Origin of the sequence: Mangrovimonas sp. ST2L15, assembly GCF_001280515.1 — a bacterium.
Classification (GTDB): domain Bacteria; phylum Bacteroidota; class Bacteroidia; order Flavobacteriales; family Flavobacteriaceae; genus Mangrovimonas; species Mangrovimonas futianensis.
Map to the genome: position 1 here is coordinate 1,885,566 of NZ_LBIQ01000030.1, position 14,537 is coordinate 1,900,102.

The following is a 14,537-nucleotide window of genomic DNA, read 5'->3' on the forward strand; positions in this document are numbered from 1 at the left end:
ATGTTGAATTAATTTAAGGAGTGTAATTTATCCACACTCCAAGCTTGAGGTTTATCATTAAAAAGCGGTTTGGTTTGGGCCCAAACATTTTTGAATAATTCTGAGTTACGATAGGTTTCAAGACAGTCATCCGTAGCCCAATAACTGTATGTGAAAAAGATATTGGGTTGGTTCTTATCTCTATATAACTCTAAAAATTCACAGCCTTCAAAAGCTCTAATCTTATCTTTTACATTTTCAAAATTAATTAGGAACTCATCAGTTTTTGAAGGATCAAAACTCATTTTTACTATTCTTACAAACATACTTAAGTTTTACTAAAGTTAACCGTTACCGTATCCATCAGGTTCAATCCCATGAGTGAAGACGCACTTCCAAAGGTAGCCGAATTACTTTTATAAACAGCAATTTCCAAAAAACCAGATGAATTAAAAACGGCCATTCCCTTTCCTTCATCATTTCTTTTTTCTGGAGGAATGTTAAAATTGACAATATCGCTATAATTGTTGAAAATCTTTTTGAATTTATTGGACCTCACAAAGACCTCAAAATCACGTCCCTTTTGAGTGTTCTCAAAGAATTTGCGTTTAATGTTGGTTATGACATTTCCATAATTATCTACGTAAATGACACTACCAATAATTTGGGTCTGCTCGTCATTCACATAGGGATGAATGTTTTTAATAGGCTTGATATGATCAATGACCTTTCCAATAACTTCTAAAGTGCCGCCACGTGCAATATGACAGGCTACTTTTACAAAGACATCCAAAACAGGAAAACTCGTTGTGATTTTATCATGGATGTTGATTTCTACAATTTTTTCTGGGGCAATTTCAGAACAAATCATACTCATAATCCCATTATTGGCACAAATAAAATAATGACCATCCAGTTTTAATGCTATGTGCTTGTTTTCTGGATGTAATTCAGAGTCTATACCAATGATATGAATAGTTCCTTTAGGAAAACTGCTAAAAGCATTTTGAATAATATATGCCGCCTCGGGAATATTAAATGGAGAAACCGAGTGTGAGATATCAACAATTCTAACATCTGTCAATTCACTGTAAACAGCTCCTTTTATCGCACCAGCAAAGTGATCTTTCTCACCAAAATCAGTCGTTAATGTGATAATTGCCATAGAAGATTGTTGATATTTTTTTAACTTGATACACGTTAAAATTGTGTAGTTTTGTTAGAGACAAATCTAATAAATCTTGACTGAAAAAATTTAATTTAATCTCTTAGCTTTTGAACGAAATCATTATTGAACTTGAAGAGATGTCTCCAAAAGAATTTTTTGGAGCACAGAACGCTCACATTGAACTCCTTAAAAAATATTATCCAAAACTTAAAATCGTCGCTAGAGGCAATAAAATTAAAGCCTATGGGGATGAAGATCTTTTGGAAGAATTTGACAGACGATTCACCATGCTCATGGAGCACTATGTAAAGTATAACAAACTGGATGAAAATGTTATTGAACGTGTCTTGACAAGTCAGAGTAAGGATGATTATGAAACGAGTGCCCAAAGTGGTGAAGTTATCGTTCATGGTGTAAATGGTAGAATTATAAGGGCTCAAACGGTAAATCAACGTCGTTTGGTTGAAAGCATTCAAAAGAACGATATGGTTTTTGCTATTGGTCCTGCCGGTACGGGTAAAACTTATACTGGTGTGGCATTGGCAGTTCAAGCCTTAAAGGCCAAACAAGTCAAGAGAATCATTTTGACCCGTCCAGCTGTAGAGGCAGGTGAAAATTTAGGGTTCTTACCAGGAGATTTAAAGGAAAAGTTAGATCCATACATGCAACCATTGTATGATGCTCTTAGGGATATGATACCAGCTGAAAAGCTTCAAATGTACATTGAGAATGGAACGATTCAAATTGCACCCTTGGCTTTTATGCGTGGACGAACATTGGATCATGCCTTTGTGATTTTGGATGAAGGTCAAAATACCACCCACAATCAAATGAAAATGTTTTTAACCCGTATGGGTAAAAACGCCAAGTTTCTTCTTACTGGAGATCCCGGACAAATTGATTTACCTAGAAGAACCATTTCCGGACTTAAAGAAGCCTTGTTGATTCTTAAGAATGTGGAAGGTGTGGGTATGGTCTTTTTGGATGACAAGGATGTGATTCGTCATAAACTAGTCAAGAAAATTATTGACGCTTATAAAAATATTGAGAATAGAGAATAATGAGTCAGACAATTACTGATACCAATTTTAACTTTCCTGGACAGAAAAGTGTTTACAAAGGAAAAGTAAGGGAAGTTTATAACATTAATGATGAGCAATTAGTCATGATTGCTACAGATAGATTAAGCGCCTTTGATGTGGTGATGCCAAAGGGCATTCCGTATAAAGGTCAAATTTTAAATCAAATAGCGACCAAAATGATGAAGGCTACCGAAGATTTGGTGCCCAATTGGTTGGTGGCAACTCCAGATCCCAATGTAGCCGTTGGAGATTTATGTGAACCATTTAAGGTTGAAATGGTCATTAGAGGTTATTTGTCAGGTCATGCTGCAAGGGAGTATAAAGCAGGCGAGCGATTGCTTTGTGGAGTACCTATGCCTGAAGGCATGAAGGAAAATGACAAGTTTCCAGAACCGATTATAACTCCTGCAACCAAAGCAGAAAAAGGAGACCATGACGAGGACATTTCTCGCGAGGACATTTTAAGAAGAGGCATTGTTTCTGAAGCTGATTATGTGGTTTTGGAAGACTATACCAGAAAATTGTTTCAAAGAGGTTCTGAAATAGCGGCATCTAGAGGATTAATATTGGTGGATACCAAGTATGAATTTGGAAAAACCAAAGAAGGTAAGATTGTGTTGATAGACGAAATTCACACTCCTGATTCTTCACGTTATTTTTATGCCGATGGGTATCAAGAAAGACAGGATAACGGCGAGTCTCAAAAACAACTTTCCAAGGAGTTTGTTCGCCAATGGTTGATTTCTAACGGATTTCAAGGATTGGAAGGACAAGTTGTACCCGAAATGAGCGATGAGTATATTGAAACGGTAAGCGAGCGTTACATTGAGCTTTATGAAAATATTACTGGAGAATCCTTTGTTAAAGCTGATCTCAGTGATATTTCAAATCGTATTGAGCACAACGTTTTGGAATACCTAAACCAATAAAATACTATGTCAGAGAATAATCTTGGATTCAATACCACATGCGTACATACGGGGGAAGTGCCTGATGAACAATTTAAAGGAGCTGTATCTCCCTTATATATGGCTACCTCCTACAAGTCTAATGAGGAGATAAAAAGGTATCCAAGAGCATTCAATACTCCAAATCAGGAGCATTTGGCCAAAAAAATAGCAGCTTTGGAGTTTGCTGAATCTGGACTCATTTTTGGTTCTGGTATGGCAGCCATTAGTGCTGTATTTCTAACATTTTTGAAGTCTGGTGATCATTTGGTGGTTCAAAATACCTTGTATGGAGGAACGGCAAATTTTATTAAAAATGACTTATCAAGATATGGTGTTGAATTTACTTTTACCGATGGATATCAAGTGGAAGACTTTGAAAAAGCCATACGACCTAATACGAAATTAATCCATATTGAAACACCTTCCAATCCATTATTGACAATCACGGATGTACGGGGTATTGGTGAACTTGGGAAAAAGAAGGGAATTTTAACTTCCATTGACAACACATTTGCTAGTCCAGTACTGCAGAATCCCATAAAATTGGATATAGACATAGTAATTCACTCGGCTACGAAATATTTAGGTGGTCATAGTGATATTATGGCAGGGGCTGTTGTTTCCACAGAAACAATTATGAAAGACATTCATAGAGTAGCGATGAATTTTGGTGGATGCCTGAGTGACTTTACCGTATGGATGCTTGAAAGGAGCATGAAAACTTTAGGTCTCAGGGTAAAGGCCCAAACTAGAAATGCGAAAAAATTGGCTAAGTTTTTATACACTCATGAAAATATCGAGAAAGTTTATTACCCTGGCTTAAAAAGCCATCCAGAACATGAGTTGGCTAAAAGTCAAATGAAGGGGTATGGAGCCATGATTTCTTTTGAATTAAAAGATGGCTTAGACGTTGCTAGGTTTTTTAATGCTCTTAAAATTATTAAACCATCTTTAAGTTTAGCTGGTGTTGAAAGCACCATGTTGTTGCCTGCTGAAACGTCCCATTCTTTTATCTCACAAGAAGAAAGAGATGCCATTGGCATTACCGATCGTTTAATTCGTTTTTCTGTAGGCATTGAGTCCAAAACGGATTTAATAAATGACATAGAACAAGCTATAGAAGCTTCTAAGTAAAAAAACAGATGAAATTAGATATCCTTGCTATTGGAGCACATCCCGATGATGTAGAATTGGGGTGCGGTGCCACTATTGCAAAAGAAATTTCCAAAGGGAAAAAAGTAGGAATTATTGATTTGACTAGGGGCGAATTGGGAACTAGGGGAACTGCCGAAACCAGAGATTCTGAAGCCCAAGATGCGGCTAATGTTTTAGGAGTGCCCTTACGAATCAACATGGAGTTTGCCGATGGATTTTTTGTAAATGATAAATGGCATCAAATAGAGCTCATTAAAATGATACGCAAGTTTCAACCAGAGGTGGTTTTATGCAATGCTGTTGATGATAGACATATTGATCATGGTAAAGGAAGTAAATTAGTAAGTGATGCGTGTTTTTTAAGTGGTTTAAGAAAAATAGATACCAAAATAGAGGACTCAGAGGAATGGCAAGAACCCTGGAGACCTAAGCAGGTGTATCACTACATTCAATGGAAAAATTTGGAGCCAGATATTGTAGTAGATGTAAGTGGATTTGTCAATCAAAAAATGGAATCGGTGTTGGCCTATAAAACTCAGTTTTATGATCCAAATAGTGAGGAACCAGAAACTCCTATCTCAAGCAAGAACTTCACAGATAGTATCATATACAGAGCGAGGGATTTAGGTAGATTGATTGGTGTGGAATACGGTGAAGGCTTTACGGTAGAAAGATATCCAGCGGTAGATAGTTTGTTTGATTTAAAGTAAATTTTTTTAAAAAAAGTCTTTGCAGAAAAAAGGAAATAATATACATTTGCAATCCAATTAAAATGGTGGTTGTAGCTCAGTTGGTTAGAGCGCCTGATTGTGGTTCAGGAGGTCGTCGGTTCGAGACCGATCTTCCACCCAAAATAAAAGCCTTTCAGTTTTCTGAAAGGCTTCTTTTGTTTGGTGATGTAAGATTGCTATTCTGCTTTGTCGACAACAATCCTATTTGGTCTATTGGCTATTTCCCAAGCGGTATAGAATACTAAACGTGTTCTTTTTTCCAATAAGTCATATCTGATTTTATCTGGAGTGTCAGAAGGCTGGTGGTAATCCTCATGAGTTCCGTTAAAATAGAAAATGACTGGAATGTTGTTTTTTGCAAAGTTATAATGGTCACTTCTGTAATAAAATCTGTTCGGATCATTATCATCATTGAAAGTGTAGTCAAAAGCAATATTTAAATATTTTTTGTTCACTTCTTCTGAAATGTTATGTAATTCTGTACTCAATTTATCACTACCAATTAAGTAGACATAATTACCATCCGTGTCATCGTGTTTGGGATCGACACGACCAATCATATCGATATTCAGGTTAGCAACGGTATTTGCCAATGGATAAACAGGATCAAAATCTGTATAATAACGGGAGCCTAAAAGTCCTTTTTCTTCACCGGTAACATTTAAAAATAGAATGGATCGCTTAGGGCCTTGTCCATTTTTTACAGCAGTTTGAAATGCTTCAGCAATTTCTAAAACGGCCACGGTACCAGAACCATCATCATCTGCACCATTGTAAACTTTTCCGTCCTTAACCCCCTCATGGTCCAAGTGGGCAGATATGACAATAAATTCGTTTGGTTTTTCAGAACCAGGAATGTAGGCCAATACGTTTTCAGAATTAAATTCCTCTGAAACATTTTTATAATCTAAAGATAATTTCGCTGGAATAACTTTAGCAGTTTCATCTTGATCAATTTCTGGAAGGATAGCCTGAGCCAAATCAGAATTGACCATGAAATAAAACATATCTCCAGATTTCCCTTTTAAGCTCATGCTTTTTCGGCGATTGCTCCCAAAGCGACCTTTTGCCATTTCATAAAGCTGAGGGTTGTAATAGAAAACACATTTAGCCCCTTTTTCTTTGGCAAGATCTCTTTTAGACGCAAACTCCTGTCTAAAATTTGACCATTTTGAAGGCGTTGAATCTCCTGAAACGATATAGGTTCCGTTTTCCGTTTTAGGCTCTCCAGATTTGATTAAAACAACCTTGTCTTTAACGTCTAAGTGTGAATAATCTGAGTAATTGGAATCCTCAATTCCGTATCCTGCAAAAACCACCTCATTGGCATTCAAAGAACCGTCCATGGCACTTGAAAGAGAAATAAAGTTATCTGTAATTTTGAACTCTTGACCGTTTATGGTTAGGTTGACCTCAGGGGTGTCCAAAACTTCCAAAGGAACTTCTTGGAAATAGGTACCATCAGGCATTCCACCTTTAATTCCCAGTTTTTTGTATTCTTCACGAATGTAATTAACTGCCATCTTTTGTCCTGGAGCACCAGTTTCCCTTCCTTCAAATTCATCTGAAGCATAGGTGTATAAATGATCCTTAAGTTCTTGAGATGTAATAGTGGCAGCATAAGTAGTTTCATCTGCTAATGGTACCGAAGGTTCTGAGCTACTGGTATTTGTTTTTTGTGAACCACAAGCCCAAAAGAGCTGTGCCACTAAAATAGAGAGTATTAGTTTTCTCATGAAATGAATTTTAATGTGTAGAAAACAAATGTAAGCAATACAGGTAGTGCTTACAGGTATTTTTTAAAAAATTAACAAGGTTTTTGATAAATTAAAAGTCCTCATTCATAAGCAGCCTATTTTCCATGTTAGCCAATTGCCATGTAGTGGCAAAAATGAAACGAGCTCTTTTTTCAAGCAATTCATAATTAATTTTATCAGGTGTGTCAGTAGGTTGGTGGTAATCCTCGTGTTCTCCATTAAAATAGAAGATTACTGGGATGTTGTTCTTGGCAAAATTGTAGTGGTCTGAGCGGTAATAATAACGATTTGGATCACTTTCATCATTATACTTATAATCCAAACTGAAATGGAAAAAGGTATTATTTATTTTTTCTGAAATATAGTGTAGTTCACGGCTCAATCTATCGGAGCCAATTAAGTATAAATAATTAGGATCATCTTCATGGTTGGGGTCCACGCGTCCTATCATATCAATGTTTAGATCAGCTATGGTTTGATCTAAAGGAAAAGCAGGATGCTCGGTATAATATTTAGATCCTTGTAGTCCTATTTCCTCTGCGGTGACATGTAAAAATAACACACTGCGTTTGGGTCCTTGATTTTTTTCCTTGGCTAGTTGAAAAGCTTCTGCAATTTCTAAAATAGCAGAAGTTCCCGAGCTGTTGTCATCTGCTCCATAAAAGATTTTTCCATCTTGTAGGCCCAAGTGGTCGTAGTGAGCCGAAACGATGACGACTTCTTCTGGTTTTTCGGTGCCTTTTATAAAGGCCAATACGTTTTCCGAAGCATTATATTTTTCAGGAAAATAATCTTTGGGTATTCTTTGAAAATAGAGGGAATCCTCCATTGGTGAAGCAATATTCAAGGATTGGTAATAGCTTTTTAAAAATTCTGATGCTTGTTTTTGGCCTGCTTCTCCCGTCTCTCTTCCATATAGATCTTTATTAGCTAAAAATTCTAAATGAACTTTTAATTCGGGAGCAGTTATTGTTTGTGAAAATTCTAAAATAGCCGTACTGTCCTTAATATGAATACCATTTTTTAAAATGTCTATTTTGTCAGAGTATTTTTGAGTGGCGCAAGAGCCAATAAGGGTGAGTATGGAAGCAATTAAAAAGGCTTTCATAGGTATTGAATAATAGCTTATTAGTTCAAATAAAGCAAAAAAAAAGGGAACCCGGAAAGATTCTCTTTTTTATTTATTCATGTGTTATAAATGATGATTATAAATCCTCATCTTCAATGTCAAGGTCATCGAGTTCATTAGTATCAACATCTTCCAATTCATCTGTTTCGATACCGTCTAATTCTTCGACTTCAATACCATCGATTTCTTCTGTGTCTAGGCCTTCTAAAATCTCCATGGAATCTTCAACCGATTCTTCTTCCTTTTTCTCAAGCGCCTCTGTATTTCCAACCTCGGTTTCTGTGAAAATAGATTTGTAAGTAGCAATGGATAAAGCAATAATAGTTAGTAAAAAAGCTAACTGAACAGTATGTTTGGGCTGGTTGTTTTTATTGGCAAAATAAAAAGCTGCTAATCCAAAAATAAGTGACCCAATCGCGGGAATAAATGCCAAATTTGAAAGCGGTAAAACAGATAAAATAACCGCTAATATAGAGCTAATAATAGCTAAGATAGTTAGTGCTTTTTTCATAATTAATTTTTTAGTCCTGAAGCGGATTTTATTTTTAATTCTCCGTTACCCACAGCAATTTTAAATTTAGCAAATACAGGAATTTTATTGGCATCTGCTGTAAGCCAAAGCAAATTATCATTTGATCCTTTCAAAACATCATTGTTCATTGAAATAGATAATTTATGACACATTTTACTTCCTAAAGCAGTACTCAATTGTTCTTGTCCCAAGTTTTTTATGTTAACCACATGTTCTTTATTGTCAAAAATGACTTTGAAGGTTTTGGAAGTTCCTTTTTGAAATTGCGAAAAATCAATGTTACGAATGTTATAAATGGTTGAAACGATATCTCTGGTTGATGATCCTATAGACACATTTTTCTTTTCCTCCCAAATCTCTCCTTTACCATTTCTTTTCTTTTTAAGACTTTTTACAGTATGCGTCTTATGGCTGAAGGTGTATTGCATAAATTTGTAATAGCCGCCTTCATCAATATCTCGTTTATATAGATAGGGCGTTAATGATCTTGGACTCACATAGCTTTCATATAAATCACGAATTTTAAAGAAACTATCCCATTTGGAATAAGTTGTTGCAGTACATTTTAATCGAAGTAAGGTCGTTTTTGAAGTCTTGACAGGACTCGTTTCCATTTTCACCTCTGCCAAATCAGTTAAAATCCCAGACATATTGTAAGAAGCCGTAAAAACCAATTTTTCTGAAGTGCCTATGGCTGTATTTTGGGAAAAAAGCGCTACATGAAATAGGATTAGGGCTAAAATTAAAAGTCGCTGCATATAGTAGTTTTGAATAGTAACGTAAAGCTAAACATATATTGTACCAAAGATATTATTTATCATAAAAAAAGCGACCCGAAGGTCGCTTTTATAAGATGTAATCCAATTTTTATTGGTTTTGTTGTTGGCTCTGGAATTCTTCCATGGCTCTTTGATATTCTTCCATCATGCCTTCTATTCCCCCACCAGTAGCTATTTTGTAAATACTCCAGATAAGAGTTAAAACATTGATGATTAATATAACTAGAGCCACTATTTTGGCCGTTTGCATTGCTTTAACACTGCTTGGTTCAAAGGCTTCAGGATTGGCCTTGACTTTATTCAACTTATTGTTGGCAATAAAAAAGGCTGCTCCAGATAAAATAAATCCAGATCCCCAAATACAGCAGCAGGGAAGTGCCAAAAGGGCTAATACATAAACTAAAGTTGGATTGAGTTTTTCTTGTTCCATAAAGAGATTGTTTTAATGGCTTAATTTGATGATATAATTAGTAATAATGATTACCACATTTAGAATGACAAGGCCACCCATGACCTTATGATCATTTTTAAATTTGTAGTATTTGTTAAATATAAAAAAGAGAACCAAAAGAATGAGCGTGAAAATAGCAGGATACATATAAAAGGCACCACTAAAATCTCCCTTGGTAATCATTATGGCAGAGCGCTGTATACCACATCCTGGACATTCAAATCCCAAAAGTGTTTTATTTAGACATGGCAGCATGTAATTATCAAGAGAAGACATGATTATATTCTTTGTTCCGTTTTTTAACAACTTGAAAAGTACTTAATTAAACAATGGATTCAAAAATATTTTTCAGCTAAAAAGTGTTGGGTTATTTTTGCCAAGTATATTTAATAAAATAATAGGACTCCTTTTAAAGAAAGTTATGCCAAAATACGTCAACTATATTATAATCCTTTTGGGAGCTTGTGTAGCTATTTACGCCAAAGCAGGTGAGGAACAAAATCAAGTGGTTTTAATCATAGGAATTGCTTTATTAATGGTTGGGTTGTATCGAATATCAAAAGGAATTCAAAGTAAAAGGGATCGAGAAGACGATAACAATTCAACAGATCAATAGGTATGGTCATAAAAAGGGGGAGCAAAGTATCATTAATGGACGAAGACCTCACTGGGGTGGTAACCTCAATCAAAGGCGGTCAAGCTACAATCAAAACGGAAGACGGTTTTGAAATGGTTTTTCCTGTCTCTGATTTGGTTTTAATTTCGGAAGACCTCAATTTTATGGATAGTCCAGAGTTTGATTTGAATGAAAAGGAGGAAGGAAAGCGTAAGCCTAAACAAGTCAGAAAAGGGAAGGAAAAATTTCAACCACCGATGGAGGTGGACTTGCATATTCACCAATTAACAGATAAGTCTGGCATGATGTCTAATCATGACATGTTGAGTTTGCAATTGGACGTGGCTAGACAGCGCTTGGAATTTGCCATACGAAATAGAATACCCAAGGTTGTTTTTATACACGGAGTTGGAGAAGGGGTATTAAAATTAGAATTGGAATACCTCTTTGGAAGGTACGATAATGTCAAGTTTTATGACGCCAACTACCAAAAATATGGATTGGGGGCTACCGAGGTTTACATCTATCAAAATATACCAACTACCTATTGAAAAGGAGGGGTTACAGTTCTAGTATAGGATGTAGGAACATCACTGGAACTCTGCAATTCCCCAAAATCAAAAGTATCCTGTTCTAAAAACTCAAAAGTAACGTTGTTGACTTCAAGGTGAATAGAAAAATTCAAAGACATGTTATGGGGTCTGTAAGCAGTTGCGGGAACAGTAGTAGCTACATCCGAGTTTAAATAATCGGCCACATTAGGATTTGTAAAATCGTTGGAAGGATTGTTATCCTGCGTGATGTTTTCTTCATCAATGGTTAAAACAAAATCGCCATCGTCGTCCTCATCTAAATAATTGGGAACACCATCTCCGTCGGTATCCACTGGATTGGTCAATGGATCGCCATCAACGTCATCGTCATTATCCCCATCTCCATTGGCATCCACCAAATCATTATCATCTAATTCCACAATGGTCAAAATGTTGTCTCCATCATCATCAGCATCCAAAAAATTAGGAATACCGTCACCATCAGTGTCATCATCATATAAGTCCCCATTGCCATTGATATCTTCCAGTTCTGCTGGAACACCATCGTTGTCATCTTGCAACAAGGCTATCGTTAAGATATAGGAACTTGAACTTACATAATCTTGATTGATTTGCAGATCTGCTGGGGGCACATCGTTACAAAATATATTATTGATATTATCACGATTGTAGGTTCGGTAATTAAAAGTTCCAGATCCGGTCAAACTTTCATTAACCAATTGAACCAATAGTTCATTTTCATCAACAAATTCTAATTGAAAAATGTCATTTAAAACGTCTGCATCATCTACATAAAGCGAGAGGGACTCGGTAGGGTCTTCCTTGGTTTTATAAAATACGGTTTGCCCACAAGCATAGAACTCATCATCAAAATCAATATTTATGGTTAAAACATCACCGTCATCACAAGCAAATACCAAGAAGGCCAAGGAAAAAAGAGCAAGAAATTTTTGCATAACATAAGTTTAGTTAGCAAAAATAAAAGTTTTACCAAATATACGTAGGCCATCCTTGTTAATAATTTTATTTGCGGTAATTTTGCAAACCTTAGAAACAAATGTCAAAAAACTTATGAAATCTGTATATTTTGATAGTGCTGCAACAACACAAGTGAGGGAGGAAGTGATCCATGATATGATGGAGGTGCTGCAGAAAAATTACGGAAATCCATCTTCAACTCATGCTTTTGGTAGGTCGTCAAAAACAATTGTCGAATCAGCAAGAAAAACCATAGCCAAGTATTTGAATGCGCTACCTCAAGAAATTATTTTCACATCAGGAGGAACAGAAGCTGATAATATGATTTTGCGATGTGCTGTTAGAGATGCTGGTGTAAAAACAATTATTACATCACCCATTGAACACCATGCTGTTCTTCATACTGTGGAGGAATTGGAAAAGGAATATGGAATTCATGGTAAGATGGTTAAATTACAAGCGTGCGGTAGTCCAGATTTGGAAGATTTAGAGCGTTTATTACAAGCAGATGATTCAAAAAAACTTGTGAGTTTGATGCATGTAAATAATGAGGTTGGAAATATTTTGGATATCAAAAAAGTGGCAGAGCTTTGTAAAGAAAACGGTACTTTGTTTCATAGTGATACGGTACAGTCTGTAGGACATTTTGAATGGGATGTACAAGATGTGCCTATTGATTTTATGACGGCTGCAGCCCACAAATTCCATGGCCCTAAAGGTATAGGGTTTGCGTTTATTCGTAAAAATAGTGGTTTGAAACCGCTTATTTTTGGCGGATCTCAAGAACGTGGTTTTAGAGCTGGTACTGAAGGAGTTCATAATATCAAAGGATTGGAGACTGCTTTTAAACTGGCTTATGACCATCTAGAGGAGGAACGAGCTTATGTACAATCTATTAAGGATTATTTCAAGGAACAGATTAAATCGGCAATCCCTGAAGTTAAATTTAATGGGAATTGCGGTGATTCGGATAAGAGCACTTATACGTTGATTAATGTATGTTTGCCCATGACACCTGAAAAGGCAGTAACCTTGCAGTTTCAAATGGATTTAAAAGGTATTGCTTGTTCTAAAGGAAGTGCTTGCCAAAGTGGTAGCAGTAAGGGATCACATGTTTTGGAACACATTCTAAGTGGTGAGGATTTATTAAAACCTTCACTGCGTTTTTCATTTAGTAAATACAATACCAGAGAGGATGTTGAATATGTGGTTCAGGTATTAAAAGAAGTTGTAAATTCTTAATGAAACTATTATAGTTCAGATAAACAAAATCGGCTGTTTAAAAAACAGCCGATTTTTTTATTTATAAGGAATAACCAAAATAGGTATTTTGGACTCATTTAAAACTTCAGAAGACACACTACCTATGAATGCTTGGTAGAAAATATTGTGATCGTGATGACCTACTATAATTAGTTCGGAATTCAAATCTTCAGCTTTTTCAAGCAATGTTTTAACGGTTTCGCCTTGAATCAACAAAGCTTCCGCTTCGATTCCCTTATTTACAAGTTTCCCAGCATATTCCTGAATTTTCTTGTGTTCATCCCTTAATTCCTCGGCTCGGGTTTCCCGTATGTAATCTGGGCCCACTTCATATCCTACAAAATCTGGATCTGGTGCTGCAATATGAACAAGCCATAATTTTGAATTAAAAGCTTTAGAAAAGCTATAGGCCTTTTCCAACACAAGCTGTTCATTGTCTTTAAAATCGATGGCAACAACTATGTTTTTCATTACGTAAGGGTTTAAAACTTAAATTTAGTGAAAAACGCTGTAAAATCAGTTTTTTGAGCTGGTTTAATGTAGTATAATTGTTTGCTTCTATATAAATTTTAAAGTATTTCTTTATTGACTTAGCTTAGTTCAAAACATAGGTAAATCCGATAGTGGGTCCAATGCCTGAATAAAGGTTATTAGTATTCTCTGATGTGATGTTTCTAGTGCTTATGTAGGGTATGATAAGCTCAAATCCAAATTTATCATTCAGGAAGTAGTTTGTTCCTATCCCTATATTTAAAATAGAAATACCACCACTTAGATCTTGATGCTTATTGGTACGTGACGAACTTTGATCTGCATCATATTTAATGGTTCCCAAACCAAAACCTAATTCAGCAAACAACCGCCATTTTTCTTTGTTGATAAAATTGTTTCTTAAAGTTGGAATAAAAGCAAACGAGTTATAATAGGAATCAACACCAGCGATTGTTAAATCGTTTAAAGTGGCGTAGGAAAAATTGATGTCAATAGAAGTTTTATCTGAAATAAAATACCCGACTGAAGGTTTAAGCACCATTCCATTGATGCCTGATTCAAAACCATCTGAAGACCCAAATAGGGGTAAAGCAGAAACGGTGAGTTTGATGTCGTTTTGTTGGGATTGACTGTAGGAATTATGATATACTAAGGTTAAACAGAGAATTAGGAAAAGAAATTTATTCATAGTAAATGTTTTGGTTTAAATAATGAGAAGACAGGTATCAAGAACCATTCCTTTTTGAAAATAGGTATGTGGTATTCAAGTGAAGTGCTGAAGGAAGCTTTTAGATCATTTATGGTATGAAGGAATTATGGCCATAACTAATCATAGCAATAATTTGATTAAAAGTGATGGTCCTGTTTATGGCTCTGGCCCTTGCCTTTGGTGGGTAGTGTTAGAATCCTATGAAGGTAGTA

18 protein-coding genes and 1 tRNA gene are annotated in these 14,537 nt (G+C 35.7%); 8 read left to right on the top strand and 11 right to left on the bottom strand.

All coding sequences use genetic code 11. The annotated features are described in order from the left end of the window. Positions 1–8: 8 nt before the first annotated feature. Together ZA07_RS12345 and ZA07_RS12350 are read right to left on the bottom strand one after the other, a co-directional pair. A complete protein-coding gene (locus tag ZA07_RS12345; protein WP_053971976.1) occupies positions 9–305 on the bottom strand; it encodes a putative quinol monooxygenase in 297 nt (98 codons plus the stop codon). A 2-nt stretch (positions 306–307) separates the two neighbouring features. Beyond that, positions 308–1,144, bottom strand: a complete 837-nt coding sequence (locus ZA07_RS12350) for an S-adenosyl-l-methionine hydroxide adenosyltransferase family protein (RefSeq protein WP_053971977.1) — start codon at positions 1,142–1,144, stop codon at positions 308–310. A gap of 110 nt (positions 1,145–1,254) precedes the next feature. On the opposite strand from ZA07_RS12350, the gene ZA07_RS12355 reads away from it, so the two are divergent. From ZA07_RS12355 to ZA07_RS12375, 5 genes are all read left to right on the top strand, one after another. Continuing rightward, entirely contained in the window at positions 1,255–2,208 is a 954-nt protein-coding gene (locus ZA07_RS12355) for a PhoH family protein (RefSeq protein ID WP_053971978.1), read from the top strand. After that, complete coding sequence (locus tag ZA07_RS12360; protein ID WP_053971979.1) at positions 2,208–3,158, top strand: phosphoribosylaminoimidazolesuccinocarboxamide synthase; 951 nt, start codon at positions 2,208–2,210, stop codon at positions 3,156–3,158. Before ZA07_RS12355 ends, ZA07_RS12360 begins: the two co-directional genes overlap by 1 nt. Before the next feature lie 6 nt (positions 3,159–3,164). Continuing rightward, a complete protein-coding gene (locus tag ZA07_RS12365; RefSeq protein WP_053971980.1) occupies positions 3,165–4,313 on the top strand; it encodes a PLP-dependent aspartate aminotransferase family protein in 1,149 nt (382 codons plus the stop codon). Positions 4,314–4,321: 8 nt separating this feature from the next. Beyond that, positions 4,322–5,044: a bacillithiol biosynthesis deacetylase BshB1 gene (bshB1, locus tag ZA07_RS12370; protein WP_053971981.1), complete on the top strand. Its 723-nt coding sequence runs from the start codon at positions 4,322–4,324 to the stop codon at positions 5,042–5,044. A gap of 64 nt (positions 5,045–5,108) precedes the next feature. Then, a tRNA-His gene (locus tag ZA07_RS12375) sits at positions 5,109–5,184 on the top strand. Between the two features lie 57 nt (positions 5,185–5,241). On the opposite strand, the gene ZA07_RS12380 is transcribed toward ZA07_RS12375, so the two are convergent. From ZA07_RS12380 to ZA07_RS12405, 6 genes are all read right to left on the bottom strand, one after another. Further along, positions 5,242–6,801 (bottom strand): M28 family peptidase, encoded by a 1,560-nt coding sequence (locus ZA07_RS12380; protein ID WP_053971982.1) that lies wholly within the window; start codon positions 6,799–6,801, stop codon positions 5,242–5,244. Positions 6,802–6,892: 91 nt separating this feature from the next. Continuing rightward, positions 6,893–7,930, bottom strand: coding sequence for a M28 family metallopeptidase (locus ZA07_RS12385; protein ID WP_053971983.1), 1,038 nt, complete (start codon positions 7,928–7,930; stop codon positions 6,893–6,895). A gap of 97 nt (positions 7,931–8,027) precedes the next feature. Next, positions 8,028–8,462, bottom strand: a complete 435-nt coding sequence (locus ZA07_RS12390; protein WP_197276727.1) for an FUSC family protein — start codon at positions 8,460–8,462, stop codon at positions 8,028–8,030. 2 nt (positions 8,463–8,464) lie between these two features. Further along, positions 8,465–9,241 (bottom strand): DUF3108 domain-containing protein, encoded by a 777-nt coding sequence (locus tag ZA07_RS12395; RefSeq protein WP_053971984.1) that lies wholly within the window; start codon positions 9,239–9,241, stop codon positions 8,465–8,467. A gap of 109 nt (positions 9,242–9,350) precedes the next feature. Beyond that, the gene (locus ZA07_RS12400; protein WP_053971985.1) at positions 9,351–9,692 is read right to left on the bottom strand and encodes a CCC motif membrane protein; all 342 of its coding nucleotides are present in this window, start codon (positions 9,690–9,692) and stop codon (positions 9,351–9,353) included. A gap of 12 nt (positions 9,693–9,704) precedes the next feature. Further along, on the bottom strand, positions 9,705–9,989 hold the full coding sequence (locus ZA07_RS12405; RefSeq protein WP_053971986.1) for a DUF2752 domain-containing protein: 285 nt from the start codon (positions 9,987–9,989) through the stop codon (positions 9,705–9,707). A 145-nt stretch (positions 9,990–10,134) separates the two neighbouring features. Here ZA07_RS12405 and ZA07_RS12410 point away from each other — a divergent pair, with 145 nt between their 5' ends. Further along, positions 10,135–10,329 (top strand): hypothetical protein, encoded by a 195-nt coding sequence (locus tag ZA07_RS12410; RefSeq protein WP_053971987.1) that lies wholly within the window; start codon positions 10,135–10,137, stop codon positions 10,327–10,329. Between the two features lie 35 nt (positions 10,330–10,364). Further along, positions 10,365–10,880 carry a Smr/MutS family protein gene (locus ZA07_RS12415; RefSeq protein WP_231628677.1) on the top strand — a complete coding sequence of 172 codons (516 nt, stop codon included), beginning with the start codon at positions 10,365–10,367 and terminating at the stop codon, positions 10,878–10,880. Here ZA07_RS12415 and ZA07_RS12420 read toward each other — a convergent pair. Then, the gene (locus tag ZA07_RS12420; RefSeq protein ID WP_053971989.1) at positions 10,874–11,839 is read right to left on the bottom strand and encodes a hypothetical protein; all 966 of its coding nucleotides are present in this window, start codon (positions 11,837–11,839) and stop codon (positions 10,874–10,876) included. The genes ZA07_RS12415 and ZA07_RS12420 overlap by 7 nt on opposite strands. Before the next feature lie 115 nt (positions 11,840–11,954). Here ZA07_RS12420 and ZA07_RS12425 point away from each other — a divergent pair, with 115 nt between their 5' ends. Next, positions 11,955–13,103: a cysteine desulfurase family protein gene (locus tag ZA07_RS12425; RefSeq protein WP_053972141.1), complete on the top strand. Its 1,149-nt coding sequence runs from the start codon at positions 11,955–11,957 to the stop codon at positions 13,101–13,103. Between the two features lie 57 nt (positions 13,104–13,160). Here the strand turns inward: ZA07_RS12425 and ZA07_RS12430 are convergent, their stop codons facing one another. Beyond that, a complete protein-coding gene (locus tag ZA07_RS12430; RefSeq protein WP_053971990.1) occupies positions 13,161–13,595 on the bottom strand; it encodes a universal stress protein in 435 nt (144 codons plus the stop codon). A 124-nt stretch (positions 13,596–13,719) separates the two neighbouring features. Next, positions 13,720–14,304 carry an outer membrane beta-barrel protein gene (locus tag ZA07_RS12435; protein WP_053971991.1) on the bottom strand — a complete coding sequence of 195 codons (585 nt, stop codon included), beginning with the start codon at positions 14,302–14,304 and terminating at the stop codon, positions 13,720–13,722. Positions 14,305–14,537: the final 233 nt, after the last annotated feature.

Bases quoted from the DNA above. Each gene is read 5' to 3' on its own strand.
- ZA07_RS12390 (WP_197276727.1), bottom strand. From the start codon at position 8,462: ATGAAAAAAGCACTAACTATCTTAGCTATTATTAGCTCTATATTAGCG.
- ZA07_RS12420 (WP_053971989.1), bottom strand. From the start codon at position 11,839: ATGCAAAAATTTCTTGCTCTTTTTTCCTTGGCCTTCTTGGTATTTGCT.
- ZA07_RS12385 (WP_053971983.1), bottom strand. From the start codon at position 7,930: ATGAAAGCCTTTTTAATTGCTTCCATACTCACCCTTATTGGCTCTTGC.
- ZA07_RS12405 (WP_053971986.1), bottom strand. From the start codon at position 9,989: ATGTCTTCTCTTGATAATTACATGCTGCCATGTCTAAATAAAACACTT.
- ZA07_RS12350 (WP_053971977.1), bottom strand. From the start codon at position 1,144: ATGGCAATTATCACATTAACGACTGATTTTGGTGAGAAAGATCACTTT.
- ZA07_RS12380 (WP_053971982.1), bottom strand. From the start codon at position 6,801: ATGAGAAAACTAATACTCTCTATTTTAGTGGCACAGCTCTTTTGGGCT.
- ZA07_RS12395 (WP_053971984.1), bottom strand. From the start codon at position 9,241: ATGCAGCGACTTTTAATTTTAGCCCTAATCCTATTTCATGTAGCGCTT.
- ZA07_RS12400 (WP_053971985.1), bottom strand. From the start codon at position 9,692: ATGGAACAAGAAAAACTCAATCCAACTTTAGTTTATGTATTAGCCCTT.
- ZA07_RS12415 (WP_231628677.1), top strand. From the start codon at position 10,365: ATGGACGAAGACCTCACTGGGGTGGTAACCTCAATCAAAGGCGGTCAA.
- ZA07_RS12410 (WP_053971987.1), top strand. From the start codon at position 10,135: ATGCCAAAATACGTCAACTATATTATAATCCTTTTGGGAGCTTGTGTA.
- ZA07_RS12430 (WP_053971990.1), bottom strand. From the start codon at position 13,595: ATGAAAAACATAGTTGTTGCCATCGATTTTAAAGACAATGAACAGCTT.
- ZA07_RS12365 (WP_053971980.1), top strand. From the start codon at position 3,165: ATGTCAGAGAATAATCTTGGATTCAATACCACATGCGTACATACGGGG.
- ZA07_RS12425 (WP_053972141.1), top strand. From the start codon at position 11,955: ATGAAATCTGTATATTTTGATAGTGCTGCAACAACACAAGTGAGGGAG.
- ZA07_RS12435 (WP_053971991.1), bottom strand. From the start codon at position 14,304: ATGAATAAATTTCTTTTCCTAATTCTCTGTTTAACCTTAGTATATCAT.
- ZA07_RS12345 (WP_053971976.1), bottom strand. From the start codon at position 305: ATGTTTGTAAGAATAGTAAAAATGAGTTTTGATCCTTCAAAAACTGAT.
- bshB1 (WP_053971981.1), top strand. From the start codon at position 4,322: ATGAAATTAGATATCCTTGCTATTGGAGCACATCCCGATGATGTAGAA.
- ZA07_RS12360 (WP_053971979.1), top strand. From the start codon at position 2,208: ATGAGTCAGACAATTACTGATACCAATTTTAACTTTCCTGGACAGAAA.